The organism is Meiothermus sp. (genome assembly GCF_026004075.1).
Taxonomy (GTDB): domain Bacteria; phylum Deinococcota; class Deinococci; order Deinococcales; family Thermaceae; genus Meiothermus.
This window is the reverse complement of the sequence record NZ_BPIK01000001.1, coordinates 828,368-854,279: the sequence shown is the minus strand read 5'-3', so window position 1 is coordinate 854,279 and position 25,912 is coordinate 828,368. Positions and strand designations below refer to the sequence as shown.

Genomic DNA, 25,912 nt, shown 5'->3' with positions numbered 1-25,912 from the left:
ATCAAAGGCCCAGCCTATGCCGCCCTCACTGTTCATCGAGCAGGTGCTCAACGGCTTCCAGTTCGGCCTGATGCTCTTTTTGCTGGCCGCTGGCCTGACCCTGGTTCTGGGCATCATGGACACCATCAACCTGGCCCACGGCTCGCTGTACATGATCGGGGCCTACCTGACCGCCACCCTGGTGGGGGCCACCGGCAGCTTCTGGCTGGCCGTGCTGGGCGCTGTGCTGGGCACGGCCCTGATTGGGATGCTGCTCGAGCTCAGCGTGCTGCGCCAGCTCTACCGGCGCGACCACCTTTCCCAGGTGCTGGCCACCTTCGCGCTGATTCTCATCATCAACGAGGTGGTGCGGATGATCTGGGGCTCCCAGCCCCTGCTGCTCTCGGCCCCGGAGGCGCTTTCGGGGCCGGTGGAGATTCTTCCCGGCCTGTACTACCCGGCCTTCCGGCTGGTAATTATCGGGGTGGGGCTGCTGGTGGCGCTGCTTTTGTTCTGGCTGGTGAACCGCACCCGGGTGGGCATGTGGCTGCGGGCCGGGGCCTCCAACCGCGAGATGGCCCAGGCCATGGGCGTCCCCATCAAGCCCCTCTTTACCCTGCTGTTTGGGGTGGGGGCCGGGCTCTGCGCCATTGCGGGGGCCTTTTTAGGGCCCATTCTGGCGGTGCAGATTGGGATGGGCGAGAGCATCCTGATTCTGGCCTTTGTGGTGATTGTGATTGGCGGCATCGGCTCCATCAAGGGGGCCCTGGTGGGGGCGTTGCTGGTGGGCCTGGTGGACACCGCTGGTCGGGCCTTCCTGCCGCTTTTACTCTCGCGGGTGGCCTCGCCGGAGGTGGCCTCCAACCTGGGGCCGGCCCTGGCCTCGATTCTGATTTATCTGCTGATGGCGGTGGTTCTGTTCTTCAGGCCGCAGGGGCTCTTCCCGGCCCGCACCTAGGGGTAGTGGTGATGCGCTGGATTTTCCCGACTGTCCTGCTGGGCCTGCTGCTGGCCTTCCCCCCCATTGCGGCGGCGATGGGCCTCGAGTTCTACCAGGGCCTCCTGACCAAAATTATGATTTTCGCCCTGGCCGCCAGCAGCCTCAACCTGATTCTGGGCTACGGCGGCATGGTGAGCTTCGGGCATGCCGCCTACTTTGGGCTGGGGGCCTATACGGTGGCTATCCTGATGCGCGAAGGGGTGACCTCGGGCTGGGTCATCTGGGCGGTGGCGGTGGGGCTCAGCGCGCTCCTGGCCCTGCTGATCGGGGCCATCAGCCTCCGAACGCGGGGCATTTATTTCATCATGATTACCCTGGCCTTCGCCCAGATGATCTACTACCTGGTGGTCTCCTTCAAACAGTACGGCGGCGAGGACGGCCTCCGGGCCCGGCGGCCCGAGTTTGGCCTGTTCGAGCTGAACGACACCACCCTGTACTACCTGACCCTGGGGGTGCTGCTGGCCGCGCTGTACCTGCTCTACCGGCTGGTGCACTCGAGGTTTGGGCGGGTCTTGCAGGCCATCCGGGAGAACGAGGCCCGCGCGCTGGCCCTGGGCTACCCGGTCTTCCACTTTCAACTGGTGGCCTTTGTGCTGGCCGGGGCCCTGGCCGGGCTGGCCGGGGTGCTGATGGCCCACTACACCCAGTACGCCTCACCCAACCTGCTGGCCTGGCAGCAGTCGGGCCACCTGATGATGATGGTGATTCTGGGCGGGGTGGGCCAGTTCTGGGGCGGGGTGCTGGGGGCGCTGGTGCTTTCTCTGGTGGAGGAGATTCTGCAAGACCTGACCATCCACTGGCAGCTTGGGGTGGGCCTGATTCTGCTCTTCATCGTGCTCTTTGCCCCCAAGGGCCTGGCCGGGCTGATGCGGAGGGGATCATGAGTCTGCTGGTGCTCGAGGGCCTCAGCAAGCAGTTCGGCGGCCTGGCCGCGGTGAACAACTGCAACCTGAGCATCGAGGCGGGTGAGATCCATGCCCTCATCGGCCCCAACGGGGCTGGCAAGACCACCCTGATCAACCTGATTGCAGGGATGCTCCCCCCCAGCCGGGGGCAGCTTCGCTTCCAGGGGGAAAACATCACCCACCTGCCGGCCCATCAGCGGGTGCACCGGGGCCTGGCCCGCACCTTCCAGATCACCAACCTGTTCAAAAACTACACCGTGCGCACCAACCTCGAGCTGGCCGTGCAGGCCCGCGCGGGCAGCAGCTTCCGCTTCTGGCAGCCGGTCGCACGGGAAAAGCACCTGACCGAAGCCGCCCTGGCCGTGGCCGAGCAGGTGGGGCTGGCCGGGCGCTTCGAGCGGGTGGTGGGCCAGCTCTCCCACGGCGAGCAACGCCAGCTCGAGGTGGGCCTGGCCCTGGCCTCCCGGCCCAGGCTGCTGCTCTTAGACGAGCCCATGGCCGGCCTGGGGGCCGAGGAGTCGGAGCGCATGGTGGCGCTCATCGCCCAGCTCGCACAGCACCACACCATCCTGCTGGTCGAGCACGACATGGGGGCGGTTTTCCGGCTGGCCCGGCGCATCTCGGTGCTGGTCTACGGGCAGGTCATCGCCTCGGGCAGCCCCGCGGAGATAAGGGCCAACCCCGAGGTGCACAAGGCCTACCTGGGCGACGAAGGGGGTGCAAAGTGAGCGCCTTGCTGGAAATTGAGCAGCTCGAGACCTTCTACGGCCCCAGCCAGGTGCTGTTTGGGGTAAGCCTGCGGGTGGAAGAGGGCCAGGTCGCCACGCTGCTGGGCCGCAACGGCATGGGCAAAACCACCACGGTGCGTTCGATTATGGGCCTGACCCCGGCCCGCAGGGGTCAGATACGCCTGGCCGGGCGATCCACCCTGGCCCTGGCCCCCGAGCAGATCGCGGCTTTGGGCGTGGCCCTCGTCCCTGAGGGGCGGCAGATCTTCCCCAACCTCACGGCGGAGGAAAACCTGATCGCCTTTGCCGCCAACCGCAACCAGAGCCCCGAGCCCTGGACGCTGGCGCGCATCTGGGCGCTTTTTCCACGCCTGAAAGAGCGCCGCAACAACCTGGGATACCAGCTTTCCGGCGGTGAGCAGCAGATGCTGGCCATTGGCCGGGCCCTGATGACCAACCCCCGGCTCCTGATTCTGGACGAGGCCACCGAGGGGCTGGCTCCCCTTTTGCGCGAGGAGATCTGGCGGGTTTTGCGGCTGCTGAAGGAAAACGGCCAGACCATTCTGGTGATTGACAAGTACCTCGAGCGCCTCTTGCCCCTGGCCGACCAGCACACCATCCTGGAGCGGGGGCGGGTGGTCTGGCAGGGCGATTCCCGCGCCCTGGCCCAGCGGCCCGAGGTGTGGAAGCAGTACCTTAGTGTCTGAGGAGGCGCTCTGGCTATGCCCGAACCTGCCTGGTACGAGCAGCAGTACAACCCCCGGCTCTCCGTCCCCAACTTCGCCGATTTCTTCCAGCGCTGGGCCCAGGAAGCCCGGCAGGCCCGCCAGCGCCTGGAATACCAAACCCTGCCCTACGGCCCCGGCCCCAAGGAAACCCTCGATTTATTTACCGCCCCCCACAGCCGGGCGCTGCTGGTCTTCATCCACGGCGGGTACTGGCGGGCCTTCGACAAGGACGACTTCTCCTGGATCGCACCCCCGCTGGTACGGGCCGGCTTCAGCGTGGCGGTTATCAACTATGCGCTCTGCCCCAGTGTGAGCATCGCCGAAATTACCGAGCAGTGCCGCCGGGCCGTGGCCTGGCTCTACCGGGCGCACCCCCAGCCGCTCATCATCAGCGGCCACTCGGCGGGGGGGCACCTGACGGGCGAGATGTTCGCCACCCCCTGGGCCGACTACGGCCTGCCCGCCGGGGCCATCGTGGGCGGAATTTCCATCAGCGGCCTCTTCGATCTGGAGCCCCTGATCCAGGTATCGTTCAACAGCGACCTGCAGCTCGATGCCGCCAGGGCCAGGGCCTGCAGCCCCGCCCACAAGCCACCGACCGTCCAGGCCCCCCTGGTGCTGGCAGTGGGGGCGCTCGAGTCGGGTGAGTTCCACCGCCAGAGCCGACTGCTCAAGGAGGCCTGGCCGGCGATCTGCACAGAGGTTATCGCCCTGCCCAACTGCCATCACTTCAACGCGCTGGATGCGCTCACCGACACCAATAGCCCGCTGTGGGAGCCCTTCCTAAGGCTTTGAGCCCAGCCGAAACTCAGAACGGCACCACCGGCCCCTGGTCGGGCCCTTTAGGGTTTCTGAAGCCGTTGCCCTCGGCCGGTTTGCCATAGCCCAGCAGCATCTCGCGGTCGGGGATCAGGCGGGCCTCGAGCCAGTCCAGCTCCCGCAGCACCGGCAGGGCCTCCTCGGCGGCCCGCACCTCCCGGGCCTCCACCAGCGCCCAGCCGCCCGGCCCCCGCACCTTGAGCTGCACCGGCAACGGCCCGGCCACCTCGTCGAGCCGACTGCGCAAGTCCATCAGTTTTTCCTCATCCATCAGGGCCATGTCCAGCTCGAGCTCCAGCACCTTGGGCAGGCCCTCGAGCTCGTGGTAGGGAAACACCTCCTGCGCCACCACCCGCAGGGTCTCCCCCTCGCCGTCGGGCTCCACCTCCACCACCACCAGCACCGCGGCATCCTCGGCAATGCGCGGGGATATTTTGTCGTAGGCCCGGCCAAAGGCCACCACCTCCACCGCGCCGGTCTCGTCGGCCAGGGTGAAGCGCACCAGCATCCCCCCCGATTTGGTCGGCTTGCGTACAATGCCCTCCACCATACCGGCCAGCAGCAGCCGCGCGCGGTTGCGGTTTCCCTTGTGTTCGGCAAAGGCCTGGGGCAGTTCCTCTATCGTGCAGCTCGCGGCCTCGCGCAGGCCCTGGTAGCGCGAGAGGGGGTGCCCGGTCACGTAGATGCCCAGGGCCTCTTTCTCCATGCGAAGCTGGGTGATGGCGTCTAACTGCGGCACTGCCGGAATCACCGGCTCGAGCGACTCGCCAAACAGCCCCATCATCCCCGACTGGGCCTGTTCGCGCTCGGCCTGGGCCCACTTGAGCAGGTCGTCGAGGGCGGCCAGCATGGGGCCTCGAGGCCCAAAGGCATCAAAGGCCCCGGCCTTGATCAAGGACTCCACCACCCGCTTGTTGGCTACGGTGCCGTCGAGCCGCCGCAGGAAGTCCGGCAGCGATTTGTAGGGCCCGCCCCGCTCGCGCTCCCGCAAAATGAGCTCGGTGGGGGTCTCGCCCACGTTCTTAACCGCCGAAAGCCCAAACAGCACGCTCTTTTCCAGGGCCCGGAAGCTAAAACCCGACTGGTTGATATCGGGGGGCAGCACCTCCACCCCGGCTGTGCGGGCCGCCCGGATATACTCGGCCACCTTGTCGGAGTCGTGGCGTTCCACCGTGAGCACCGCAGCGAAGAACTCCACCGGGAAGTGGGCTTTGACGTAGGCGGTCTGGTAGGTCAGGATGGCGTAGGCCGCGGCGTGGCTCTTGTTGAAGCCGTAGTTGGCGAAGGCCTCGAGCAAATCGAACAGCCGGTCGGCTTCCTCGGCGGGGATGCCGTTTTTGGCGGCCCCTTCCTTGAACTGCGCCCGCTGCTTGACCATCTCCTCCATCTTCTTTTTGCCCATGGCCCTGCGCAGCAGGTCGGCCTCCCCCAGGCTGTAGCCGGCCACCGCGGTGGCAATCTGCATGATCTGCTCCTGGTAAACCGGAATCCCGTAGGTCTCCTCCAGGATGGGGCGGATGAACTTCTCGGCGTTGGGGAACTGCGGGTAGCTCACCTCCTCCCGGCCGTGGTGGCGGCGGATGTAGGTGGGGATGTTCTCCATGGGGCCGGGCCGGTACAGCGCCCCCAGGGCGATGATGTCCTGGATGCGGCGCGGCTTGAGCCCCCGCACCGCGCTGGTCATGCCCGCCGAGTCGAGCTGGAAGACCCCTTTGGTCTCCCCCCGGCCCAGCAGCTCGAAGGTTTTGGCGTCGTCGATGGGCAGGTTGTCGTAGTCGAGCTCGACCCCCTTGGACTCCTTGATGATGCGCTTGCACTCGTCCAAAAACGAGAGCGTGCGCAGGCCCAGAAAGTCCATCTTGAGGAAGCCCAGGGCCTCCACCGAGCCCATGTCGTACTGGGTGACCTTGGCCCCGGTGTCCCCGGCCCGCATCAGGGGGATGTAGTCGCGCAAAGGCACGTCCGAGATGACCACCCCGGCGGCGTGTACGCTGCTCTGGCGCGAGAGGCCCTCGAGCTTCTGGGCCACCTCGAGCACCCGCTTCACCAGGGGATCTTTTTCCATCTCGGCCCGCAGGTCGGGAATGGTTTCAACGGCTTTGTCCAGCGGCATCGGCTTACCGAAGGTCACCGGGATAAGCTTGGCCAGCTCGTCAGCTTTTTTAACTGGGAGGCCAAACACCCGCGCTGCGTCCTTAATGGCCGCCTTGGAGGCCAGCGTACCGAAGGTGCCAATCTGGGCCACCATCTCGTCGCCGTAGCGCTGGCGCACGTACTCAATCACCTCGCCCCGGCGCACGTCCGAGAAGTCGGTGTCAATGTCGGGCATGGAGACCCGGGCCGGGTTGAGGAAGCGCTCGAAGAGCAGGTTGTACTCCAGGGGGTCGATGTTGGTGATGCGGGTGGCATAGGTCACCAGCGAGCCCGCCGCCGAGCCGCGGCCCGGCCCCACCGAGATGCCGTTGTCCTTGGCCCAGTTAATGAAATCTCCCACAATGAGCAGGTAGCCCGGAAAGCCCATGCGCTCCACCACGGTCAGCTCGTAGATGGCGCGGGACAGAATGGCCCAGCCGTCCCACTGGATGCCTTCGCTGAGTTCGGGCAGGTGGGCCCGGGTGGCCTCGAGGTCCTCGATGCGGGCCAGCTCGAGGGCCAGCACCTCCCCATCCCCGTGGGGCACAGGCCGGCCTAGCTTGCGCAGGAATTCCCGGTACAGCTCGGGGGTTACCCGGTCGGGGTAGCGCTTGAGCAGCCCGTTAAAGGTCAGCTCGCGGAAGTAGACCACCTCGGTGCGGCCCTCGGGCAAAGGGTACTTGGGGATGCGGTACTGCACCTTTTTGGGCACCAGCTCCACCTCGCACATCCGCCCGATGTTCACCGAGTTGTCGAACAGCTCATCCATGCGGCTGCCCCAGAGGGTTTTTTCGTCCTCGAAGGTCTGGCGCATCTCCTCGGGGCTCTTGACGTAGAACTCATCGCAGGGAAACTTCCAGCGGTTGGGGTCGTCCCAGGTGGCCTTGGACTGCACCGCCAGCAACACCGCGTGGGCCTCGGCGTCGTCTTTCTTGACGTAGTGCCCGTCGTTGGTAGCCACCAGGCCCAGGCCGTACTTATCGGCGAACTCCTTCAGAACCCTGTTCACCTTGTGCTGCTCGGCCAGGCCGTGGTCCTGAATCTCGATAAAGTAGCGTTCCGGGCCAAAAATCGCCAGGTACTCCTGCAAGCGCTTTTCGGCGTCTTCGAAGCGCTCCTGCAGGATGAACTGGGGAATCTCGGCCCCCAGGCAGCCCGAAAGCGCGATGATGCCGGCGTTGTGTTCGCGCAGAATCTCGCGGTCGATGCGGGGTTTGCCGTAGAAGCCCTCGAGGTAGGCCCGGCTGGCCAGGCGGGAGAGGTTCTGGTAGCCCTCCATGTTCTGCGCCAGCAGCGTGAGGTGAAAGTAACCCCCATCCAGCCCCTTGCCCTGCTTGCGGTCGAAGCGCGACTCCGCCGCCACATAGGCCTCGTAGCCGATGATCGGCTTGACCCCCAGCTCGGTGGCGTATTTGTAAAACTGCACCGCCCCAAACATGTTGCCGTGGTCGGTCATGGCCAGCATGGGCTCCTCGGGCGAGACCTGCTTGACCCATTTCAGTAGGTCTTTGAGCCGGGCCGCCCCATCCAGCAGGCTGAACTGGGTGTGCTGGTGCAGGTGGGCGAATTTACAGGTTGGGCAGGTGTTGGGATTGTGCGGTTGCCCGGATGAATTAAGCTCGGTCGCCATTATGCGGGCATCATAACGTAAACCGGGAACCCAATGGTGAAGTCGGGCGCGGCCAAGCGAAGGGGGCGACGGGCTGCTGGCGCTCGTGATTAACCAGAGCGGTCTTTTATGGTTACAATCAACGGGTGCAAAGGGTTTTTATTGAGGAAATCGCAAAGTACGACGGGCAAGAGGTCGTCATCCGGGGCTGGCTGACCGGCCGCCGCTCCAAGGGCAAGATCCACTTTTTGCAACTGCGCGACGGCACCGGCTTCATGCAGGCTACCGCCTTCAAGGGCGAGCTGCCCGACGCCGAGTTCGAGGAGGCCGACCACCTACCCCAGGAAACTGCCCTGGAGGTAAGGGGGCTGGTGCGGGCCGATAGCCGGGCCCCCGGCGGCTACGAGCTTTCAGTGCGGGGGCTACGGGTAATCTCCCGGCCCAGCCGGGAGTATCCCATCACCCCCAAAGAGCACGGGGTAGATTTCCTGATGGATCACCGCCACCTCTATCTGCGCCACCGGCGGGCCTGGGCGGTGCTGCGGGTACGCGACGAGCTCGAGCGGGCCATCCACGACTTTTTTCACGCGCGGGGTTTCGTTCGGCTGGATGCCCCCATCCTGACCCCCAACGCCGTGGAGGGCACCACCGACCTGTTCGAGGTGGATCTGTTCGACGGGGAGAAGGCCTACCTCTCGCAGTCGGGCCAGCTCTACGCCGAGGCTGGGGCCATGGCCTTTGGCAAGGTGTATACCTTTGGCCCCACCTTCCGGGCCGAGCGCAGCAAAACCCGGCGCCACCTGCTCGAGTTCTGGATGATCGAGCCGGAGGTGGCCTTCATGACCCACGAGGAAAACATGCAGCTTCAGGAAGACCTGGTGGTCTACCTGGTGGGGCGGGTACTGGAAAACCGAAAGCTCGAGCTGGAGATGCTCGAGCGCGACACCAGCGTGCTGGAAACCACCGCCCAGGGCCATTACCTTCGCATCCCCTACACCCAGGCCCTGGAAATGGTCAACCAGATCGCCCAGAGCAAGCCCGATCTGGAGCTCACCCCCCTGCAATGGGGCGACGACTTCGGCGCCCCCCACGAAGCCGCCCTCACCGCGCAGTTCGACCGGCCCATTTTTGTGGAGAAGTACCCGGCGGCCATCAAGGCCTTCTACATGCAGCCCGACCCCGACGACCCCCGCCTGGTCAAAAACGCCGATATGCTGGCCCCCGAAGGGGTGGGCGAGATTATCGGCGGCTCGGAGCGCATCCACGACCCCGAACTGCTGCGCCAGAAGATCCGGGAGCACAACCTGCCCGAGGAGGTGTTCGACTGGTACATGGACTTGAGGCTATTTGGAACGGTGCCCCACGCCGGGTTTGGGATTGGCCTCGAGCGCACCGTGCGCTGGATCTGTGGAATTGAGCACATCCGCGAGGCCATCCCCTTCCCGCGTATGTACACCCGGATGCGGCCCTAGCCCTGGCCGCTGTTGCTGGGCCGCTGGGCTCGCTTAAAAATGAGGGCCTCCCCCACCCGGCCCTCGAGCATCCCCACCGCCGGCGAGGCCGCGATCTGGGCGCAAAAAGGCACATCGGCCTCGAGGCCCACCTGGCGCAGGGCCTGGGCCGCGCCGGACAGGTGAAGGGGCTCGAGCGGGTCGGGGTAGGCCCGGCGCGTGGTGAGAGCCGTCAGCGCGCCGTCTTCCAGCTCATATGAGCCCATAATCTGCAAAAACTCGGCCAGCACCCCTGCGGTGTAGACGTCGTCCAGGCCAATCCGGCCTTCCTTGCCAGCACACAGGATAGCCACCTCCTCGGTAGCCAGTTGGTGGGCCAGACGGGCCGCGGCGTGGGCGTTGAAGAGCGAGGCCAGCAGTACGTGCTTGGCGCTGCGGGCCGCCAGGTGCGCGGTGCGGGTGCCGTTGGTGGTGCTCATCACCACAATTTTGCCGCCCACCGGCGCTTCCAGGGCTTCCCGTGGCGAGTTGCCATAGTCGAAACCCGCGGGTTTTAGCCCCCCTTCCTCCCCGGCCAGCACCACATCGGTATCCCGAAAAGCCCGGGCGCTTTCCAGATCGGGCGTAAGGTACAGAGCATCGGCCCCTGCTTCCAGAAAAGCAGTGGCGGTGGTAGTGGCTCGAATCACATCAACCACCAACACCACATCGGGATAACTCAGGTTGTCTTGGGGAACTAGATCGGCCCGTAAGCGCATAGCTTTTTCCTCTGAAAAACACCTTCACGCCCGGTCAGGCCCACCTCATGAGCGAAATAGCACCCTATTGTTAAGTCGTGTTTTTTTTGAAATCGAGTGGCCGCAGGCTGAGACATAAATGAGGACGAAGGGAATCATAAAGGATAACCCCGCCGTTATGAAAGTGACCTCGAGGGTTGCGGTTCAAAAATCTCGCGCCAAAACATGCAAATAGGCCAGCCACCGGTGCCATTCGCAACATCGGTGGGCAATGGGGGGAACCTGGTTTTGGCGACACGGTCTGCTTAGCGCAAACCGAACAAAACTTCTTCCAGCCCCGCCGGATCGAGAATTTCCACGTAACCCGACCCCACCTTAACCAGCTCTTCTTCGCGCAAAGCGTGCAGAACACGGGTTACCGTCTCGCGGCTGGTTCCAGAAAGCTGGGCCAGCTCCTGGTGGGTTAGTTTCATCCTGAGCCCATCGCCGTAGCGCTGCTTGCGGAGCTTGGTCAGGGCGTAGGCCACCCGGCCCCGGGCTTCCTCGAAGGAGAGCACCTCGAGCTCGAGGTCGGCCTCACGCAAGCGGCGGGCCAGAATAGTGGCCAGGTTGTGCAGGATTTCCGGCCATTTGCGCACCAGGCTCCAGTAAGCGTCCTGATACAGAACCAAGAGAACGGAGTCTACCGTGGTCTCGGCTGAGGCGCTGCGGGGCTGATCGTCCAGCAGGCTCATCTCGCCGAATACCTCCCCAGGGCCCAGGTAAGCGAACATCCGCTCCCGGCCATCCAGGTAGGTACGGTAAATGCGAACCTGGCCGCTTTGCACAATATAGAGTGCAGCCCCCATATCTCCTGCTTCGAATATCAATTTGCCCGCAGGATAGTTGCGGGTAACAAATGCCTCCCGGGCCACCTCGAGGGCCTGCGGAGGCACCCCTTGGAATAGCGGGGTCTTGGCAAGTACCTGTGTGTCAGCCAACATCAAGTACACTCTACAAGGGTGCGTAACGCTTTGCCAATAGTAGATAACACACCAGTTCTGGAAGTCACAAATCTGGGCTTTGCCTACGACGAAGTGAGGCTATTCCAAGACCTCAGCTTCTCGCTCTGCGCGGGTGAGGCTCGGGTCATTCTGGGCCCCTCGGGTAGTGGCAAAACCACCCTTTTACACCTGCTGGCAGGGCTGCTCAACCTCCAGCAAGGCGACATCCGGTGGCAAGGACAAAGCATTCGGGGGCAGGGCGAGGAAACCCTGGCCCAGCGGCGGTTGCGCTTCACTGGCCTGGTTTTTCAACATCACTATTTACAAGCAGAGCTTACTGCCCTTGAGAACATCCTGGTTCCGGGGTATCTGGCAGGTGAAATAGATACCGCCTGGGGTCAGGAGCTGCTGCATCGCATCGGGCTGCAAGGCCGCGCCAACCTGTTCCCCAAAGCCCTTTCCGGCGGTGAGCGGCAGCGGATCGCGGTAGCTCGAGCCCTCTACAACCGGCCCAAGCTACTGTTGGCCGACGAGCCTACCGGCAGCCTGGATCGGCGCAATGCTGAGCGGGTTTGGGAACTTCTGCTAAGTTTGGCTAAAGACCTGGGCACTGCGGTAATCATCGCAACCCACGACGAGCATCTAGCGCGAGGCCTTCCCGAGATACGCTTGGCCTAGAGCATTCCCCAGAAAACCCTTAAGTCCCCATACCAGATTCGGTTAGTTGGTAAGGCACATTGTCGAGGCTGTTCGGCCAAAATTATCTGTATAGCGGGACAGCAGCGCACCCTGGAAAGAAGGCGCTTCCTTCGCCAAGGGCGTGGGGGTGTGCTCTGCTCCGACAAGCTCAGCAGCCGTAGGGTTCAAAAAGACACTCTCTTGGGGCTTTGGGTCTGATGATAGTTTTTTTGAATCCAGCATCAGTCGGCCTGAAGTGCAGAGAGGGCCAGGAAGTTGAGCAGGTGCTGGGTGATCTTGTGACTGTATGCAATCTGACGGGCCAGGCCAGGGCCAGCCAGGTAGCTACCAGTAAGGAAAAGACCCGGTGCATGCACCAGGGCTTGCTCGAGGGCCTCGAGCCGACGGGTGTGGCCCGGCGTGAACTGTGGCCTGGAATAGGGCTGGCGAAAAACCCAGGCAGCCAACGGGCGAACCTGGGTTTGCAGGTATCTGGAAAGATCCTGCTGGGCTAGGCGGGAAAGCTCGGCATCGGCAGTGTGAGCCACATCTCCGATAAACTGAACAAGCGCCAGGGTCAGCTCCGGCTCAAGCTGGGACAGCCGGAGGGACGAACCGACATAGCTTTCTGTCTTAGCCCAGTAATACTCTACCGGCCCGGCCTCAGGCCCGGTGTGGCGGAAAAGCAGGAAAGCCTTCGCACTGTGGCGGTAGGGGAACTGGTTGAGCAAAGCGGTCATCTGCGGAGCCGAGGGCCTAAATACCCTGGCCGCGCGTGGCGCTGGAAGCGCGAGCACCACTGCTTCTGCCTCGAGCCTACCCCCAGGTGTGTGCACCTGCCACCGCCCCTTATCGCGGGTTATAGCCAGGGCCTCCTGCCCGGTAAAAATCCGCGCCTTGGACAATAGGTGGGTACCCAGAGCCTGAACCAGGCTACCCATGCCGCCAGCCAGGGACCAGCGGCCCTCTGTCTTGAGCCGACGGCTGGCGACCATAAGGCCCCCCTGACGCTCGAGCTCGAGCAGGGCAGCGAAAGCTTCTGGGGTTGCGGCCTCCTCCGCCGGGCCGCCCAGTATCGCACTTAGAAAAGGCTCCAGCACCTCCCAAATTTCCGGGCCCAGTCTCCGGCGAACAAAGGCGTCCAGCGACTCGTCCTTGACCGTGGCTGCGGGTACAAAGCGCTCCGCGGCCAGCCGCCACTTGACCCCAGGGCCAAAGGGCAGAGTCGCCAACTGATGCAGGCCATATCCCGTCACTGGGTTGAAGCCAGAAGGCAAGACCCAGTCCTGCCCTCGTAGCCGCACTACCCGCTGGAGCTTAGGGAAGGGTTGTGGCTCCAAGCCCACCTGGGAACAAAGTTCAAGCAGGGTGCTGGGCTGCGCATCAAAATACTCATCGCCCAGATCAAAAAATCGTCCCTCTAGCGTTACTGTTCGATGGCACCCCCCCAGGTTGTGGGCGGCCTCGACCAAATAAACCTCCAGACCGGCTTCGGAGGCCCAATAGGCCGCGGCTAACCCCGAAAGCCCTCCGCCGACGATGATCACTTTGCTCATCTAATGGCCTCGCACCCGGTCAAACAGCTAGCAGGCTTATGGGTATTTGCACTGGATACTATGCGGTTCTTGCACACCTGCCGATTTTATCCTGTGCTGGGCCACTTTGGGAGGAAGGCCAATCGGTCAGGGCATGGCCAGGCTGCACCATGAAGACCATGACTGCTCTGCCTGGACAAGCGACCGCCCACGCTCGAGCGAGTGGAGGTGGTGTGTTTTTGCAGTCGTAATCGTGTTAGCATAGCTTCACAAGCAGTTTTGCGGCCGCTGCTGGGCGTAAGCTGCAGAGGTGAATCAATGAATCTGAAGCTCGCAATTTTCCTGATTACGGCTCTATGGTCACTGGTGATGGCCCAGTCTGACCCAGTGGTCGCAACTGTCGCCAGCATCACCATTACCAAAAGCCAGTTCGATCTGCAGTTTGGCCTATTTGTGCGCGATGCTGAGCGGCAACGCGGTCAGGCTTACAGCGAAGAAGCCTTAGCCGTACTCAAACCACGGTTCCTAGAACGTATGGCTCACGACCAGGCCATTGTTCTTGGAGCAGAAGCGGCGGGCTTTGCCGCCTCCAAGGAAGCGGTAGAAGCAGCCATCGAAGAGATAAAAGCCGATTTTGAAAGCGAAGAAGAGCTTGTCCGAGCCCTCAAGGAAGCTGGCATACCTAGCCTCGAGGCTTATCGTGGGTTGGTGTACGAGGCGCTGACCTACAATGCCTACCTCGAGCATCTCCTCCAACAACTACAAATCAGTGAGCCAGCCCTACGGATGCTTTATCTGGTCTCCAAACAGCAGTTTGCAGTACCCACGCGGTACTGCTCCTCCCATATTCTGGTAGGCACGGCCCAGGAAGCCAGTCAGGTAATCGTCCGGCTGGGCAAGGGCGAAAAGTTCGCCGATCTGGCCAAAGAGCTTTCACAGGATCCCGGTAGCAAAGACGAAGGTGGCGATCTCGGCTGTGAACCCAGAGGCACCTATGTGGCCCCCTTCGAGCAAGCCTTAATGACGCTAAAACCAGGCGAAAGCTCTAAAACACCTGTCAAAACCGAGTTTGGATATCATGTCATTTTGCTCAATCGCATCGAAGCTGCCGGTTTCCAAACCTTTGACCAAGTTAAGGGTGAGCTCGACCAGACAGTCAGGCGGGCTGCCTTACAAAAGGTGCTGGACAGTATCGTAAGTCGCACCCCTATACAACTCTTCCCCGAGAATTTATAGGGGAATCTACAGGAAATTTCCGGTGGGTTTAGTACCGGTTCCGCTCACAAAGCGTAGAAGTGCATTCCGGCAGTGCGGTTTAGGCTTTCAAAAGCGATCTGTGCTGCCAGAGTACGCATAACAAGCCCCCAGCTTTTACTTGGTGGCTGGGTTCGGCAAGGGGTGTGTCCAATCGCGGTTCCAGCAGATACCCAGTGCAACATTTTGGGTATGGTAGCTCAGATGCCGCGATGTGTGCCCTTAGGCCACAGATGGCGTAGCTTTTCTCGCAACACCAGGCGCACAAAGTGGAGCAACCTTGGGAATCGGCCCCAGCGCCGACGGTCAAGCGCAATGCGTACCAGCCACTCAATCTTGAGCTTTTGCGCCCAGACCGGCACCCGCTTGACCTCTCCGGCCAAAACATCAATCATACCGCCCACGCCAATAGCGACCTTGGCACCCAATCGGGCCTTGTTGCGGTGAATAAAAGTGTCCTGCCGCTCACCCATGCCCACCACCAGGAGATCGGGCTGGGCCTGTCTTATGGCCTCTACCACGTCTTCCTCGTTGGTGAAGTAGCCATCCTGCACCCCACACACCTGAATGCCCCAGCGGGCCTGGGCGTTCTGGGCGGCGCGCAGAGCTACGCCGGGCGCTGCACCAAGAAAATAAACCCTTAAGCCGGAACCAAAGCGGCCAAAAGCAGCGGGCAGGATTTCCGAGCCAGGCACCCGGTCACGAAGGCGGTGTCCAGTTAGAAGCTGCACCGCCCAAACGATACCGACCCCATCCGCTGTGATCAGTTCGCACTCCCGAAGGGCTTGCCTGAGGGCCGGCTCGGTCTGGGCCCGCACTACAGCCTCGGGGTTGGTGGTGACGATCTGGGCGCACAGGGAACCAGGGTGGGCTACCTGGCTTTCGATCCAGTTCAGGGTTTGCTCGAGGTCGACGAGATCAACCGGTGTCCCCAAAATCTCGACCCGCTGCATCGCCTACCTCGCCTGGAAACAAAATCCGAACCGATCTTTGGTCAGGCCGTACTGCCTGGCCTCGAGCCGCTTAACCTGCTTTAGTTTAGGCGTTAGCTCTTCCACGCTAACCAGGCTGGACAAGGCCAGTTCCTCGCTACGTCCTGCGCGGTAAAGCAGCTCACCCATATCGGACTGCACCAGCGACTCTTGCGGGTCTGGGAAAGACTTGAGCAGCGCCATGGCCATTCGGCCACCGCCCTGCAGGTCGCCCACCCCACCCAACGATTGATGTAAACGTTTGGCAATAAAACCCGCCGCCACGGTATTGGCCAGGCTGGGCTCGAGCCTGGCCTGCGTCGCCGCAACTACCGTGCCGATGTTTTGCTCGGCCGCGTAGGCCACAACGGCTCTGGCATTGCGGAAGTAGGCCAGCGTGCTTTCGAGCGGAACCTGCTCCAGCGACTCGGCCAGCGGCGGGGCCAGCAGCACACAGGTTTTTCCTTTCACGCCAAGCCCTGGGAGGATTTGCAACGAGACTCCAGCATGAAAACCCTCCGGTGGAAAGCCCTCCTGTTCGCCCAGAAGCAAGCCACCCCCTTCAGCCAGAATTTGCGCTGCCCGCACGCTCTTGGCAACCCATACTTCCCGGGCTCCAGAAGATAGCAAAGCACCCACAACGCTGCCATAAAAAACATCCACGACCAATACCGGCTGTGGATACGGGGGTTTAGGGATCACATCAACCCGAAGCGTCACAACAAATAACCCTCCCCTACCTGCGGCATTATAACGAAGCCTGGTTTCGCGCCATGCACGCACCTTAGCTGCGCAGCAGCAAAATCGGGCCTTCTCCTACTGGGGGCAGGTCGGCTAGGCTTTCCAGGCCGAACATTTCCAGGAAGCGGTCGGTGGTTCCATATAGCTTGGGCCGTCCCACAGCTTCCTTCTCTCCTACTACCCGCACCAGTTGGCGCTCGATCAGTCCCTCGAGCACCCCTTCCACGCTCTTGCCACGCAAAGCTTCCAGCTCTGCTCTGGTAAGGGGCTGTTGATAGGCAATTAGGGCCAGTACCTCCAGGGCCGCCTTGGAAATGCGTGGGGGGGTGGGGCGCAACACCTGCTCGACCGCCGTCAGGTGCAGGGGATGCACCACCAGCCGCCAGCCGCCCGCCACCCGCTCGAGTTGCACCCCCGATTTGCCGTCGCTCAGGTCGTGCTCGAGGGCCACGATGGCCCGCAGTAGCGCGTCTTCCGTGCCCAGTGGACTGAGGTCGCCCAGGGCAAGCGGCCTGCCAGCAGCAAACAAAACGGCCAGAATCTGGGCTTTAAGGGTCTGGGTGTCCATAAATAGGGGGATGTGCTGTTTTCACCAGCGCACTTCGTTCCCGAGGCTATACTAGAGTGAGTATGCCAACCTATCAATATAAGGCCAGGGATAGACAGGGGCGGTTGGTGACTGCCGTCATCGAAGCTGAGGATATGCGCACGGCGGCCCGCAACTTGCGCGAAAAGGGGCTGTTTATCGCCGAAATAAAGGAGCCGGGGAAAGGCTTGCAGGCCGAAATTAAGCTTCCAGGCCTCGAGCCTCAGCCGGGCCTCAAGGACTTGGCCATCTTCAGCCGCCAGCTTGCCACCATGCTGAACGCGGGCTTGCCGATTGTGCAGGCCCTGGCTATTCTGGAGCGGCAAACCGAAAAGAAGAAGTTTCAAAGCATCCTTAAAGAAATTCGTACCGAGGTGGAAGGGGGGGCCAACTTCAGCGAGGCCCTGAGCAAACACAAGCTCTTTAGCCGTCTCTACATCAACCTGGTACGGGCCGGGGAGACCTCGGGTACGCTGGACGCCATTCTGGATCGGCTGGCTACCTTCCTGGAAAACGAGCTGGCCCTGATTGGCAAAATTCGCTCGGCCCTGACCTACCCGGCCATCGTATTCGTGTTTGCTATTGGGGTAACCTACTTCCTCTTAACCGGAATTGTGCCCCAGTTCGCCCAGATTCTAACCGGGCTGGGCTCGGAGCTTCCGCTGCTGACTCGAGCCCTAATGGGCATCTCCGACTTTTTGCGCCAGAGCACCATCTTTATCGCTTTGATGGCGGTGGCGCTGTACTTTGCTTACCGAGCCTACTACCGCACCGACAAAGGCCGGCACCAGATCGACCAGATTAAGCTAAAGCTCCCGGTTTTTGGCAACCTGATGAAAAAAAGCGCCCTGGCCCGCTTTTCGCGCACTTTTGGCCTGTTGATCTCGAGCGGCGTCAACATCGTCGAGGCCCTCGACATCACCAAAGGCACAGCAGGCAACGCCATTGTGGAAGATATCCTCGAGCGAACCAAAGTCGCCATTCAGGCTGGCGAGCCGGTCTACACCACCATCCAGGCCCACCCGCAGGTCTTCCCGCCCATGGTCAGCTCGATGATTGCCATTGGTGAAGAGACCGGCGCCCTGGATACTATGCTGCAAAAGATTGCGGACTTCTACGAGCGCGAGGTAGACGAAGCCGTTAGCGCCCTCACCGCCGCTATCGAGCCGCTCATGATTATCTTCCTGGGCTTTATCGTGGGTGTGATTGTGGCCGGGATGTTCCTGCCGCTCTTCAAAATCATCGGAACGCTCTCAACGCAATAATCTTCTCTGCGACCTCGGCTGCCACCGGCATAACCGATAAACGGTTGCCCCGGCGAAGCAAAATAAGCTCGTCGGGGCTAAAGTGTTTACGTAGCAAATTCAGCGTGAGCGGTTGTCTGAATTTTTCCACGAAACCCACCCGCACCGTCCACCAGTGCGGATTTTCGACAGAGCTCCTGGGGTCCAAATAGGGCGACTTGGGGTCGAACTGGCTGGGGTCGGCAATTTGGGTCTCCAGTACCCGGCATAGCCCCACGATACCGGGCGGCTCGGTGCTGGAGTGATAGAAGAAAGCCAGATCTCCTACCTCCATGGCCCTCAGGAAGTTGCGCGCCTGGTAGTTGCGCACGCCGTCCCAGAGGGTGGTTTTTTGCTTTTTCAGGTCGTCGATGCTAAATACATCGGGTTCGGATTTGAGCAGCCAGTAGCTCATACTGGGATAGTCTAACTTTAGCCGGACTTTAGATTTTGCTGTGCAGGCCCCCAAACTAAACCCTGGTTTAAGTTGTTCTTATGAGGGTCTGGGGCACTCGAGCCAAGATTCAATCATGAAAAGATGGTTCCTGGCTTCTATGTTGGCAACAGCGCTGGTAGGCTGCATCCCCATCGGCACCAACCCCTCCGACACGCTACTCATCTCCGACCTGCGCTACGAGAGCAACTACCGCGATGCCAGCGGGCGCTCGTACATCTGCGACAACAAACTCACCACTCTTACCTACAGCTTCCGCTACAACGACTTTGCCCGGATTGCCCGCTGGGATTCCAGGCTGGTAGGCGAAACAACCGGCCAGGCTACCCACACCCTCAGCATGAACCGCGAAAGCGGCGGCTACCTCAATCAGAACAACCGCATTACGGTGAACTGGGTTTTGAGCCAGGGTACCGCCCCCTTGAGCGTAGCGCCGCAGAGCATTGTGGTTACCCCGGTGCCCCAGCCCCGCCAGATTGGGGCCACCCGCCTCGAGCTCACCGTTTTTGCCACCAACGGCAGCTCGGCCCGGCTGGTCTTTCCCGGTATTCCGGTGATTGACAACTGCCCCTGAGGCCGCCCTGATAAGCTATAGGCGTGACCCTCAACCTCGGGAAAAAGCCCCTCAAGCCCCCGTCCCGCCCCAGCTACACCCAGCCGGCCCAGTCCGTCCAGGAATTGCAGGCGCGGCTGGGCCGGGAGAAGGTGCTATTAGAGCGGGCCCAGCGGCGCAACTACTCCTACGACGGCATTGCTATGGGCGTAACCCCGGCCCTGGTGGTGCTGCCAACCTGCACCGCCGATGTGGTGGAGGTGGTGCGCTTCGCCAACCAGGTGGGGCTGCCCATCGTGGCCCGGGGGGCGGCCAGCGGGCTCTCGGGGGGGGCGGTACCGGTTCAGGAGTCCATCGTGCTCTCCTTCACCCGCATGACCGGGCTGCACATCGAACCCCAGGCCCGCACCGCCACCGTGCAGCCGGGGGTGGTCACCCAGCAAATCAGCGAGCAGGCCCGGCCGCATGGCCTCTGGTACCCCCCCGACCCGGCCTCCTTTCGCACCAGCACCATCGGGGGCAACCTGGCCGAGAACGCCGGGGGGCCCATGTGCTTCAAGAAGGGCGTGACCGGCGATTATGTGGAGGCGCTCGAGTTCGTAGACTTTGCCGGCCAGGTACACCGCCTGGAGCGCAAGGCCTACGACCTGGCGGGCCTGCTGGTGGGCTCCGAAGGCACGCTGGGCCTGATCACCGAGGCCCGGCTGCGCCTGGAGCCCATCCCCCGTTACACCCGCACCCTGATGGCTATCTTTGGTGAGGTGGGGCAGGCGGCCGAAGCGGTCTCGGAAGCTATTGCGGCGGGTGCGGTGCCGAGCAAGCTCGAGTTCGTGGACAACGGCTGCATCAACGCGGTGGAAGACTACCTGCGGCTGGGCCTGCCCCGCGAAGTCGCAGCCATTTTGCTGGTGGACACCGACGGCGACGATCCCCTCATCGTGGAAGAGGAGCTGCAATGGGTGGCCGAGGCCTGCCAGAAGTACGGGGCTACCGTGCGGGTTGCCCAGGATGCCGCCGAGAGCGAGGCCCTCTGGAAAGCCCGCCGCTCGATCTCGCCCGCAATTGGTGCCATCAAGCCCAAGCGGCTGAACGAGGACATTGCCGTACCGCGCTCGAGCCTGCCCGCGGTGGTGCGGGCCATCGAGGCGCTGGGCCGGCAGTACGGCCTGCAGGTGGTGCAGTTTGGACACATTGGCGATGGGAACCTGCACCCCAACGTGCTCTACGACCCCAGGGTGGACTCCGAGGAGAAGGTCTGGGAACTGCTGCACGAGATTGCCCGGGTGGCCTTGCGGCACGGGGGTGTGCTGTCCGGTGAGCACGGCATCGGCCTGATGAAGCGCGACTTTATGAGCGAAGCGGTAGACCCCGAGACCCTCGAGGCCCTGCGGCGGGTCAAGGCCGCCTTCGACCCGCACAACCGCCTGAACCCCGGCAAAGTGTTGCCCGAGCCCCACTCGCCGGAACACTGAGCGGCGAAGCTGGAGGCATGCGCAGAGGCCTCTGGTTTTCACTTTTGGCTTGCCTGGCCTTCGTGGGGCTGGCCCAGGCGCAAAGCCCCTTTTCGGTGGGAATGGCCTATGCGGCGGAGACCCAGCCGCCCGAACGACCCTCCTGGGATCGGCTGCTCTTTGGCCCGGCCCCGGAGGGCTACCGGGGGCTGGCGCTTTCCGTCCGCCTTCTGGCCTGGAGCGTACCCTGGACCCTGGTAGGCTCCACCGTCGGGCTCACCAGCGACGACCCCTGGCAGCGCTCCTTCTGGCTCACCAACTCGGTCTGGGCGGCGGTTAACTCCGGCATCGCCCTGGTGGGGCTGCTGGGGCCCGAGCCGGGCAAGGATAGCCTCCGCAACCTGCTGTATATCAACGCCGGTCTCGATCTTCTTTACATCGCCGGGGGTGTGGTGCTGGCCCTGCAGCCTGACCCCCGCAGCCAGGGGGCCGGGTGGGCCATCGCCTTGCAGGGGGCCTGGTTGTTGCTGTTCGATCTGTTCAACGCCCTGGCCCTGGAAAGCCCATAAGCATGGGCTAGGCGTATCCCAGAATTTCTTTGCGTTTCTGGCCCCAGGCCAGGGCGCTGGCGATGCCCTCGTCAATCGAGTGTTCGGCCTTCCAGCCCAGAAGCTCCAGGGCCCGGTCGGCGTTGGCGTAGGCCCCGGCCACATCGCCGGGGCGGGGTGGGGCCTCGCGCTTGGGGATGGGCCGCCCGTAGACCCGCTCGAAGGCGGCCACCAGCTCCTTGACGGTGACACCGTGGCCGGTGCCCAGGTTGATGACCACGTAGGGGCTGCCCACTTTTTCGATGACCTGGTCGAACTGCTCCACCGCTTTGACGTGGGCCATGGCCAGATCCCAGACGTGGATGTAGTCGCGGATGCCCGAGCCGTCGCGGGTGGGCCAGTTTACGCCGGTGATGGTGAACTCGGGTAGCTTACCCAGGGCCACATCTACCATCTTGCCCAGCACGTGGCTGGGTTCGCGCACGTGGATGCCCGAGCGCAGCTTGGGGTCGGCCCCGATGGGGTTGAAGTAGCGCAGGGCAATGCCGCGCAGACGGGTGGCTTTGGACAGGTCTTCCAGCACCATCTCCATCATGTACTTGGTGCGGGCATAGGGGGAACTGGGCTTGAGCGGCGAGGTCTCGGTGACCTTGAACCCCGGCACCGCGTCGTAGATGGAGGCCGAGGAGCTGAACACCACTCGAGGGTAGCCGAGTTCTTCCAGGTTTTTGAAGAGCTCGAGGCTCTTGCAGACGTTTTCGCGGTAGTAGAGGTAGGGCTGCTCCACCGACTCCGGCACCACAATCCGCGCGGCGCAGTGGATGGTGCTGTGAATATCGGGGTGCTCCTGGAAAATGCGCTCCAGCAGGGCCCGGTCGGCGATGTCGCCCTCGTAGAAAATTTTGCCCTCGGTAAAGACCCGGGGCCCGGTTACCAGCGAGTCCAGGAGCACCGGGGTATGGCCGGTGTCGAGGAGTGCGTTGGCGATGGTGCTGCCGATATACCCTGCTCCGCCTGTAATCAGAACCTTCATGCCGCCGATTCTACCCATAAAAGCTTTAGTATCTCGAGCATGGGCGCGCTGGATGGTCTCAAGGTACTCGACCTTTCCCGGATTCTGGCCGGCCCCTTCTGCACCCAGATGCTGGCCGACCTGGGGGCGGAGGTCTGGAAGATCGAACCCCCCAAGGGCGACGACACCCGTAGCTGGGGGCCCCCCTTCCTGTCAAAACGACAGCCACCCCCTTCCCCCCCGGCGGGGGATGAGGGAAACCGGGCCGGGCCCGATGAGCAACCGGGCTGGGAACTGGGGCCGGAGGGGGAGAGCGCGTATTACCTCTCCTGCAACCGGGGCAAAAAGAGCGTGGTGGTCAACCTCAAAGACCCCAGGGGCCAGCAGATGGTGCAGGAACTGGCCCGGCAGGCCGATGTGCTGGTGGAAAACTACAAAACCGGCGACCTGGCCCGCTACGGTCTGGACTATGCCACCCTGTTCAGGCTGAACCCACGGCTGATCTACCTGTCCATCACCGGCTACGGCCAGACCGGCCCCCGCGCCCAGGAACCGGGCTACGATGTGGCGGTGCAGGGCCTGTGCGGCATTATGTCGGTCACGGGGGCGCCGGAGGGCCCGCCCATGCGCGTACCGGTGGCCTGGATAGACCTGATGACCGGGCTGCATGGGGCCGTGGCGGTGCTGGCCGCCTTGCAGGAGCGGGCGAAGAGCGGGCTGGGGCAGCACATTGACCTGGCGCTGTTTGATGTGGGGCTTTCGGCCATGGTCAACCTGGCCCAGAGCTACCTGCTAACCGGCCAACTGCCCGAACGGCTGGGCAACGCCCACCCCCAGATTGTCCCCTATGGGGCCTTTGAAGCGGCGGACGGCTGGTTCATGCTGACCATTGGCAACGACGAGCAGTACCGGCGGGTTTGTGAGGCCACCGGGCACCCGGAGCTGTGGGATGACCCGCGCTTTCAGACCAACGCGGGCCGGGTCACCCACCGCGCCGAGCTTTTGCCGAGGCTCGAGGCCATCCTACGGGCCCGTCCGCGTAAGGAGTGGCTCGAGCGCTTCACCCAGGCCGGGGTTCCGGTCACGCCGGTGAACAATCTGGCCGAGGCACTGGCCGAGCCCCAGGCCCAGGCCCGGGGTATGCGCCAGCAGGTGCAGCACCCCTGGCTGGGGACGGTTCCGCTGCTGGGCTCCCCACTGGCCCACTTCTCGCGCACCCCAGCCCAGATTCGTTCACACCCCCCGCTGCTGGGGGAGCACACCCAGGAGGTGCTGCACGCAGCCCTGGGCCTTTCTTTGGAGGAGATAAGCGAGCTGGAAGCCGCCGGGGTGGTCAAGACCCACCGGGGGCGTTCGACAGGCCCGGCCCACACCGCAGCGATTCCATATACTGAGGAGTAACTATGCACAGGCGGCTTTTGTGGCTTATGGGTTTGCTGGTGCTGGCTTCCTGCGTGCCGGTTAATCAGGTACAGCAGGTGCAGGGGCTTGTGGGGCCGGTGCGCATTACCTTCGACCGCTGGGGGGTTCCGCACATCCGGGCTCAGGCCAGCGATATGGACGTGTTTTTTGCACAGGGCTACGTGCACGCGCGCGACCGGCTTTTTCAGATGGAGCTGGGCCGCCGGGCCGCGCAGGGGCGGCTAGCCGAAATTCTGGGCAGCGGGGCCATCGAGCAGGATCGCTTCTTCCGCACCTGGGGCTTCTACCGGGCCGCTTTGGCTTCCCTTCCCAACCACACCGAGTTCACCCGCCGGGCCCTCGAGGCCTACGCCGCCGGGGTCAATCAGTTCATCCGCGAGGGCAGCCTGCCCCTGCCCTTTGCCCTGCTGGGTTTTACCCCCGAGCCCTGGACACCCGCCGACACCCTGGCCTGGGGCAAGCTGCAGTCCTACGATCTGGGGCAGGTCTGGCAGGACGAGATAGACAACACCTTCATCCTGAATAAGGTGGGCCTCGAGGGCTTTAACGACCTGCGCGGGCCCTATCCGCAGGGCTGGCCCACCATTCTTCAGCCCGAAGACCTCCGCAGCCTGGACGAGCCCGCCCAGAGCCGCCGGGTATACCAGCCAGCCGCACTCTCCCCTGGCCTCCTGGAGCGGCTCGAGCAGGTGGCCGCGCTATCCAGGCAGCTCAGCATTGCCCCCCAAAACCCCGACCAGGGCTCCAACAACTGGGTGCTGAGCGGTGCGCGCACCACCACCGGCAAGCCAATGCTGGCCAACGACCCCCACCTGCGGCTGCAAAACCCTGCGCTGTGGTACATCGCCGACCTGCGCGGCCCCACCTACAACGCTATTGGAGCCACCATTCCGGGCGTGCCGGGGGTGTTTCTGGGACGCAACGACCGGGTGGCCTGGGGGGCCACCAACGTGCGGCCCGACGTGATGGATCTGTTTGTGCTGGATTTGGAAGGAGAGTCGTACCGCACCCCGCTGGGCCTGGTTCCGCTACGGGTTCGGCAGGAGACCATCCGGGTGCGGGGGGCCGACCCGGTGACCATCACCGTGCGGGAAAGCGAGTACGGCCCGGTGATCTCCGACCTGGGGCCGGCCTTCCTGCGGCCCGGCCTCACGGCGGGCGCCGCCATCGCTACGGAAAAGCAGGCCGTTTCGGTGCGCTGGACGGGCCTCGACCCGCAGGACACCACCCTGGACGCCTACCTGGGCATGAACCGCGCCCAAAACGCCGAGGAGTTCCGCCAGGCCCTGAGGCGCTACGTGGCCCCCATGCAGAACTTTGTGTATGCCGATGTGGAGGGCAACATCGGCTATTTCGCACCGGGCTGGGTTCCCATACGCGACTGGGACGGGCGCTTCCCGGCCAGCGCCAGCACCGGGCAGCAGTGGAAGGGCTACCTGCCTTTTGAGCGGCTACCCCAGGTGGTCAATCCCAGGGAGGGGTTTGTCTCGAGCGCCAACAACCGCGTGCTGCCGCACGGGGGGCCGGACATCTCCAGCTACACCACCGAGGTGTTCCGGGCCCAGCGTATCCGCGAGCTGATTCTGGCTACGCCCAGGGCCAGCCTCGAGGACATGGCCCGCTGGCAGGGGGATACCTACTCCATCATTGCCCGTGAGCTGCTACCGGGCTTGCTGGCCCTACAGCCCCAAAGCGAGTCAGCCCGACGTCTGCAAAACGCGGTGCGCAACTGGGACTTGCGGGCCGAACTGGACTCGGTGGGGGCCACGGCCTTCGCCTTCTACTACCGTGAGATCTCCCGGATGCTGGAGGATGAGCTGGGCCTGCGCTACCCGCCGGTGCCCTATACCTTTGTCAAAACCCTGCGCGAGGATGGCCGCTGGTGCCAGAATGCCAGCGCGGGCATCCGGAACTGCGCCCAGTTTATGGCCCAGGCCCTGGAGAAAGCCGGCGCCGAGCTCGAGCGCCGCCTGGGCCCCGACCCCTCCGGCTGGCAGTGGGGCCGGCTGCACCAGGCCAGCCTTCCCTCCCCCCTGGCCTCCACGCCGCTTATCGGCGGCCTGTTCAACCGCACCATTCCCACCCCCGGCTCGATGCACACCGTGAACGTAGCAAACTACAACCAGGACACCTTCCAGCACACCTCGGGGGCCAGCCTGCGCACCCTCTTCGACCTTTCCGACCCCGACAACAGCCGCATCGTCTACCCCATGGGCCAGTCTGCTGATGTGTTTAGCCCGCATTTCGACAACCTGCTCTGGCTCTGGCGCGATAAGCAGTACATCCCCCTCAGCACCCGCCCGGCCGACTGGGGGCCTACCTGGACGCTCGAGCTGAGGCCGTAGGCCCCTC

23 protein-coding genes are annotated in these 25,912 nt (G+C 63.3%); 14 read left to right on the top strand and 9 right to left on the bottom strand.

The window, feature by feature from the left end:
* Positions 1 to 16: 16 nt before the first annotated feature.
* Genes Q0X18_RS04150 through Q0X18_RS04130 form a run of 5 tightly spaced genes read left to right on the top strand, consistent with a single transcriptional unit; the run spans position 17 to position 4,135 of the window.
* On the top strand, positions 17 to 937 hold the full coding sequence (locus Q0X18_RS04150) for a branched-chain amino acid ABC transporter permease (protein WP_297558956.1): 921 nt from the start codon (positions 17 to 19) through the stop codon (positions 935 to 937).
* An 11-nt stretch (positions 938 to 948) separates the two neighbouring features.
* Positions 949 to 1,863 (top strand): branched-chain amino acid ABC transporter permease, encoded by a 915-nt coding sequence (locus tag Q0X18_RS04145; RefSeq protein WP_013014374.1) that lies wholly within the window; start codon positions 949 to 951, stop codon positions 1,861 to 1,863.
* Positions 1,860 to 2,612: an ABC transporter ATP-binding protein gene (locus Q0X18_RS04140; protein WP_297558943.1), complete on the top strand. Its 753-nt coding sequence runs from the start codon at positions 1,860 to 1,862 to the stop codon at positions 2,610 to 2,612. The genes Q0X18_RS04145 and Q0X18_RS04140 overlap by 4 nt, the downstream gene beginning before the upstream one ends.
* Positions 2,609 to 3,319 (top strand): ABC transporter ATP-binding protein, encoded by a 711-nt coding sequence (locus Q0X18_RS04135; protein WP_297558941.1) that lies wholly within the window; start codon positions 2,609 to 2,611, stop codon positions 3,317 to 3,319. Before Q0X18_RS04140 ends, Q0X18_RS04135 begins: the two co-directional genes overlap by 4 nt.
* A gap of 15 nt (positions 3,320 to 3,334) precedes the next feature.
* Positions 3,335 to 4,135, top strand: coding sequence for an alpha/beta hydrolase (locus Q0X18_RS04130; RefSeq protein ID WP_297558938.1), 801 nt, complete (start codon positions 3,335 to 3,337; stop codon positions 4,133 to 4,135).
* Between the two features lie 13 nt (positions 4,136 to 4,148).
* Here Q0X18_RS04130 and dnaE read toward each other — a convergent pair whose 3' ends face one another.
* Entirely contained in the window at positions 4,149 to 7,922 is a 3,774-nt protein-coding gene (gene dnaE, locus Q0X18_RS04125) for a DNA polymerase III subunit alpha (RefSeq protein ID WP_297558935.1), read from the bottom strand.
* 125 nt (positions 7,923 to 8,047) lie between these two features.
* Here dnaE and asnS point away from each other — a divergent pair, with 125 nt between their 5' ends.
* Positions 8,048 to 9,373 (top strand): asparagine--tRNA ligase, encoded by a 1,326-nt coding sequence (gene asnS / locus Q0X18_RS04120; RefSeq protein ID WP_297558932.1) that lies wholly within the window; start codon positions 8,048 to 8,050, stop codon positions 9,371 to 9,373.
* On the opposite strand, the gene Q0X18_RS04115 is transcribed toward asnS, so the two are convergent.
* Both Q0X18_RS04115 and Q0X18_RS04110 read right to left on the bottom strand, forming a co-directional pair.
* Positions 9,370 to 10,110: a 2-phosphosulfolactate phosphatase gene (locus tag Q0X18_RS04115; RefSeq protein WP_297558929.1), complete on the bottom strand. Its 741-nt coding sequence runs from the start codon at positions 10,108 to 10,110 to the stop codon at positions 9,370 to 9,372. The two genes, asnS and Q0X18_RS04115, sit on opposite strands and share 4 nt — an antisense overlap.
* A gap of 284 nt (positions 10,111 to 10,394) precedes the next feature.
* On the bottom strand, positions 10,395 to 11,072 hold the full coding sequence (locus Q0X18_RS04110; RefSeq protein WP_297558926.1) for a Crp/Fnr family transcriptional regulator: 678 nt from the start codon (positions 11,070 to 11,072) through the stop codon (positions 10,395 to 10,397).
* 18 nt (positions 11,073 to 11,090) lie between these two features.
* On the opposite strand from Q0X18_RS04110, the gene Q0X18_RS04105 reads away from it, so the two are divergent.
* Complete coding sequence (locus Q0X18_RS04105; RefSeq protein ID WP_297558924.1) at positions 11,091 to 11,750, top strand: ABC transporter ATP-binding protein; 660 nt, start codon at positions 11,091 to 11,093, stop codon at positions 11,748 to 11,750.
* Between the two features lie 242 nt (positions 11,751 to 11,992).
* Here Q0X18_RS04105 and hemG read toward each other — a convergent pair whose 3' ends face one another.
* Complete coding sequence (gene hemG, locus Q0X18_RS04100) at positions 11,993 to 13,306, bottom strand: protoporphyrinogen oxidase (protein ID WP_297558922.1); 1,314 nt, start codon at positions 13,304 to 13,306, stop codon at positions 11,993 to 11,995.
* Between the two features lie 258 nt (positions 13,307 to 13,564).
* Here hemG and Q0X18_RS04095 point away from each other — a divergent pair, with 258 nt between their 5' ends.
* A complete protein-coding gene (locus Q0X18_RS04095) occupies positions 13,565 to 14,521 on the top strand; it encodes a peptidylprolyl isomerase (RefSeq protein WP_297558919.1) in 957 nt (318 codons plus the stop codon).
* Positions 14,522 to 14,739: 218 nt separating this feature from the next.
* Here Q0X18_RS04095 and Q0X18_RS04090 read toward each other — a convergent pair whose 3' ends face one another.
* The 3 genes from Q0X18_RS04090 to scpB all read right to left on the bottom strand — a co-directional run bounded on the left by Q0X18_RS04090 (position 14,740) and on the right by scpB (position 16,819).
* The gene (locus Q0X18_RS04090; RefSeq protein WP_297558917.1) at positions 14,740 to 15,492 is read right to left on the bottom strand and encodes a WecB/TagA/CpsF family glycosyltransferase; all 753 of its coding nucleotides are present in this window, start codon (positions 15,490 to 15,492) and stop codon (positions 14,740 to 14,742) included.
* 3 nt (positions 15,493 to 15,495) lie between these two features.
* Positions 15,496 to 16,230: a 2-phosphosulfolactate phosphatase gene (locus tag Q0X18_RS04085; RefSeq protein WP_297558915.1), complete on the bottom strand. Its 735-nt coding sequence runs from the start codon at positions 16,228 to 16,230 to the stop codon at positions 15,496 to 15,498.
* 64 nt (positions 16,231 to 16,294) lie between these two features.
* Positions 16,295 to 16,819 carry an SMC-Scp complex subunit ScpB gene (scpB, locus tag Q0X18_RS04080; RefSeq protein ID WP_297558913.1) on the bottom strand — a complete coding sequence of 175 codons (525 nt, stop codon included), beginning with the start codon at positions 16,817 to 16,819 and terminating at the stop codon, positions 16,295 to 16,297.
* A 62-nt stretch (positions 16,820 to 16,881) separates the two neighbouring features.
* Here scpB and Q0X18_RS04075 point away from each other — a divergent pair, with 62 nt between their 5' ends.
* Complete coding sequence (locus Q0X18_RS04075) at positions 16,882 to 18,102, top strand: type II secretion system F family protein (RefSeq protein WP_297558911.1); 1,221 nt, start codon at positions 16,882 to 16,884, stop codon at positions 18,100 to 18,102.
* Here Q0X18_RS04075 and Q0X18_RS04070 read toward each other — a convergent pair.
* Positions 18,077 to 18,535 carry an EVE domain-containing protein gene (locus Q0X18_RS04070; RefSeq protein WP_297558909.1) on the bottom strand — a complete coding sequence of 153 codons (459 nt, stop codon included), beginning with the start codon at positions 18,533 to 18,535 and terminating at the stop codon, positions 18,077 to 18,079. The two genes, Q0X18_RS04075 and Q0X18_RS04070, sit on opposite strands and share 26 nt — an antisense overlap.
* 115 nt (positions 18,536 to 18,650) lie before the next feature.
* On the opposite strand from Q0X18_RS04070, the gene Q0X18_RS04065 reads away from it, so the two are divergent.
* The 3 genes from Q0X18_RS04065 to Q0X18_RS04055 are packed head-to-tail and all read left to right on the top strand — an operon-like array spanning position 18,651 to position 21,147.
* Complete coding sequence (locus Q0X18_RS04065; RefSeq protein ID WP_297558906.1) at positions 18,651 to 19,148, top strand: hypothetical protein; 498 nt, start codon at positions 18,651 to 18,653, stop codon at positions 19,146 to 19,148.
* A 23-nt stretch (positions 19,149 to 19,171) separates the two neighbouring features.
* A complete protein-coding gene (locus Q0X18_RS04060; RefSeq protein ID WP_297558903.1) occupies positions 19,172 to 20,599 on the top strand; it encodes an FAD-binding oxidoreductase in 1,428 nt (475 codons plus the stop codon).
* Positions 20,600 to 20,616: 17 nt separating this feature from the next.
* A complete protein-coding gene (locus tag Q0X18_RS04055) occupies positions 20,617 to 21,147 on the top strand; it encodes a hypothetical protein (RefSeq protein ID WP_297558900.1) in 531 nt (176 codons plus the stop codon).
* Between the two features lie 7 nt (positions 21,148 to 21,154).
* On the opposite strand, the gene galE is transcribed toward Q0X18_RS04055, so the two are convergent.
* Positions 21,155 to 22,159, bottom strand: a complete 1,005-nt coding sequence (gene galE, locus Q0X18_RS04050; RefSeq protein WP_297558897.1) for a UDP-glucose 4-epimerase GalE — start codon at positions 22,157 to 22,159, stop codon at positions 21,155 to 21,157.
* 39 nt (positions 22,160 to 22,198) lie between these two features.
* Between galE and Q0X18_RS04045 the strand changes: the two genes are divergently transcribed.
* Both Q0X18_RS04045 and Q0X18_RS04040 read left to right on the top strand, forming a co-directional pair.
* Complete coding sequence (locus tag Q0X18_RS04045) at positions 22,199 to 23,539, top strand: CaiB/BaiF CoA-transferase family protein (RefSeq protein ID WP_297558895.1); 1,341 nt, start codon at positions 22,199 to 22,201, stop codon at positions 23,537 to 23,539.
* Positions 23,540 to 23,541: 2 nt separating this feature from the next.
* Positions 23,542 to 25,905 carry a penicillin acylase family protein gene (locus Q0X18_RS04040; protein WP_297558892.1) on the top strand — a complete coding sequence of 788 codons (2,364 nt, stop codon included), beginning with the start codon at positions 23,542 to 23,544 and terminating at the stop codon, positions 25,903 to 25,905.
* Positions 25,906 to 25,912 lie beyond the last annotated feature (7 nt).

Excerpts from the sequence above, each read along its gene's own strand:
- Q0X18_RS04150 (WP_297558956.1), top strand. The coding sequence starts at position 17 with ATGCCGCCCTCACTGTTCATCGAGCAGGTGCTCAACGGCTTCCAGTTC.
- Q0X18_RS04145 (WP_013014374.1), top strand. The coding sequence starts at position 949 with ATGCGCTGGATTTTCCCGACTGTCCTGCTGGGCCTGCTGCTGGCCTTC.
- Q0X18_RS04140 (WP_297558943.1), top strand. The coding sequence starts at position 1,860 with ATGAGTCTGCTGGTGCTCGAGGGCCTCAGCAAGCAGTTCGGCGGCCTG.
- Q0X18_RS04130 (WP_297558938.1), top strand. The coding sequence starts at position 3,335 with ATGCCCGAACCTGCCTGGTACGAGCAGCAGTACAACCCCCGGCTCTCC.
- dnaE (WP_297558935.1), bottom strand. The coding sequence starts at position 7,922 with ATGGCGACCGAGCTTAATTCATCCGGGCAACCGCACAATCCCAACACC.
- Q0X18_RS04115 (WP_297558929.1), bottom strand. The coding sequence starts at position 10,110 with ATGCGCTTACGGGCCGATCTAGTTCCCCAAGACAACCTGAGTTATCCC.
- Q0X18_RS04110 (WP_297558926.1), bottom strand. The coding sequence starts at position 11,072 with ATGTTGGCTGACACACAGGTACTTGCCAAGACCCCGCTATTCCAAGGG.
- hemG (WP_297558922.1), bottom strand. The coding sequence starts at position 13,306 with ATGAGCAAAGTGATCATCGTCGGCGGAGGGCTTTCGGGGTTAGCCGCG.
- Q0X18_RS04090 (WP_297558917.1), bottom strand. The coding sequence starts at position 15,492 with ATGCAGCGGGTCGAGATTTTGGGGACACCGGTTGATCTCGTCGACCTC.
- scpB (WP_297558913.1), bottom strand. The coding sequence starts at position 16,819 with ATGGACACCCAGACCCTTAAAGCCCAGATTCTGGCCGTTTTGTTTGCT.
- Q0X18_RS04075 (WP_297558911.1), top strand. The coding sequence starts at position 16,882 with ATGCCAACCTATCAATATAAGGCCAGGGATAGACAGGGGCGGTTGGTG.
- Q0X18_RS04070 (WP_297558909.1), bottom strand. The coding sequence starts at position 18,535 with ATGAGCTACTGGCTGCTCAAATCCGAACCCGATGTATTTAGCATCGAC.
- Q0X18_RS04065 (WP_297558906.1), top strand. The coding sequence starts at position 18,651 with ATGAAAAGATGGTTCCTGGCTTCTATGTTGGCAACAGCGCTGGTAGGC.
- Q0X18_RS04055 (WP_297558900.1), top strand. The coding sequence starts at position 20,617 with ATGCGCAGAGGCCTCTGGTTTTCACTTTTGGCTTGCCTGGCCTTCGTG.
- galE (WP_297558897.1), bottom strand. The coding sequence starts at position 22,159 with ATGAAGGTTCTGATTACAGGCGGAGCAGGGTATATCGGCAGCACCATC.
- Q0X18_RS04045 (WP_297558895.1), top strand. The coding sequence starts at position 22,199 with ATGGGCGCGCTGGATGGTCTCAAGGTACTCGACCTTTCCCGGATTCTG.
- Q0X18_RS04040 (WP_297558892.1), top strand. The coding sequence starts at position 23,542 with ATGCACAGGCGGCTTTTGTGGCTTATGGGTTTGCTGGTGCTGGCTTCC.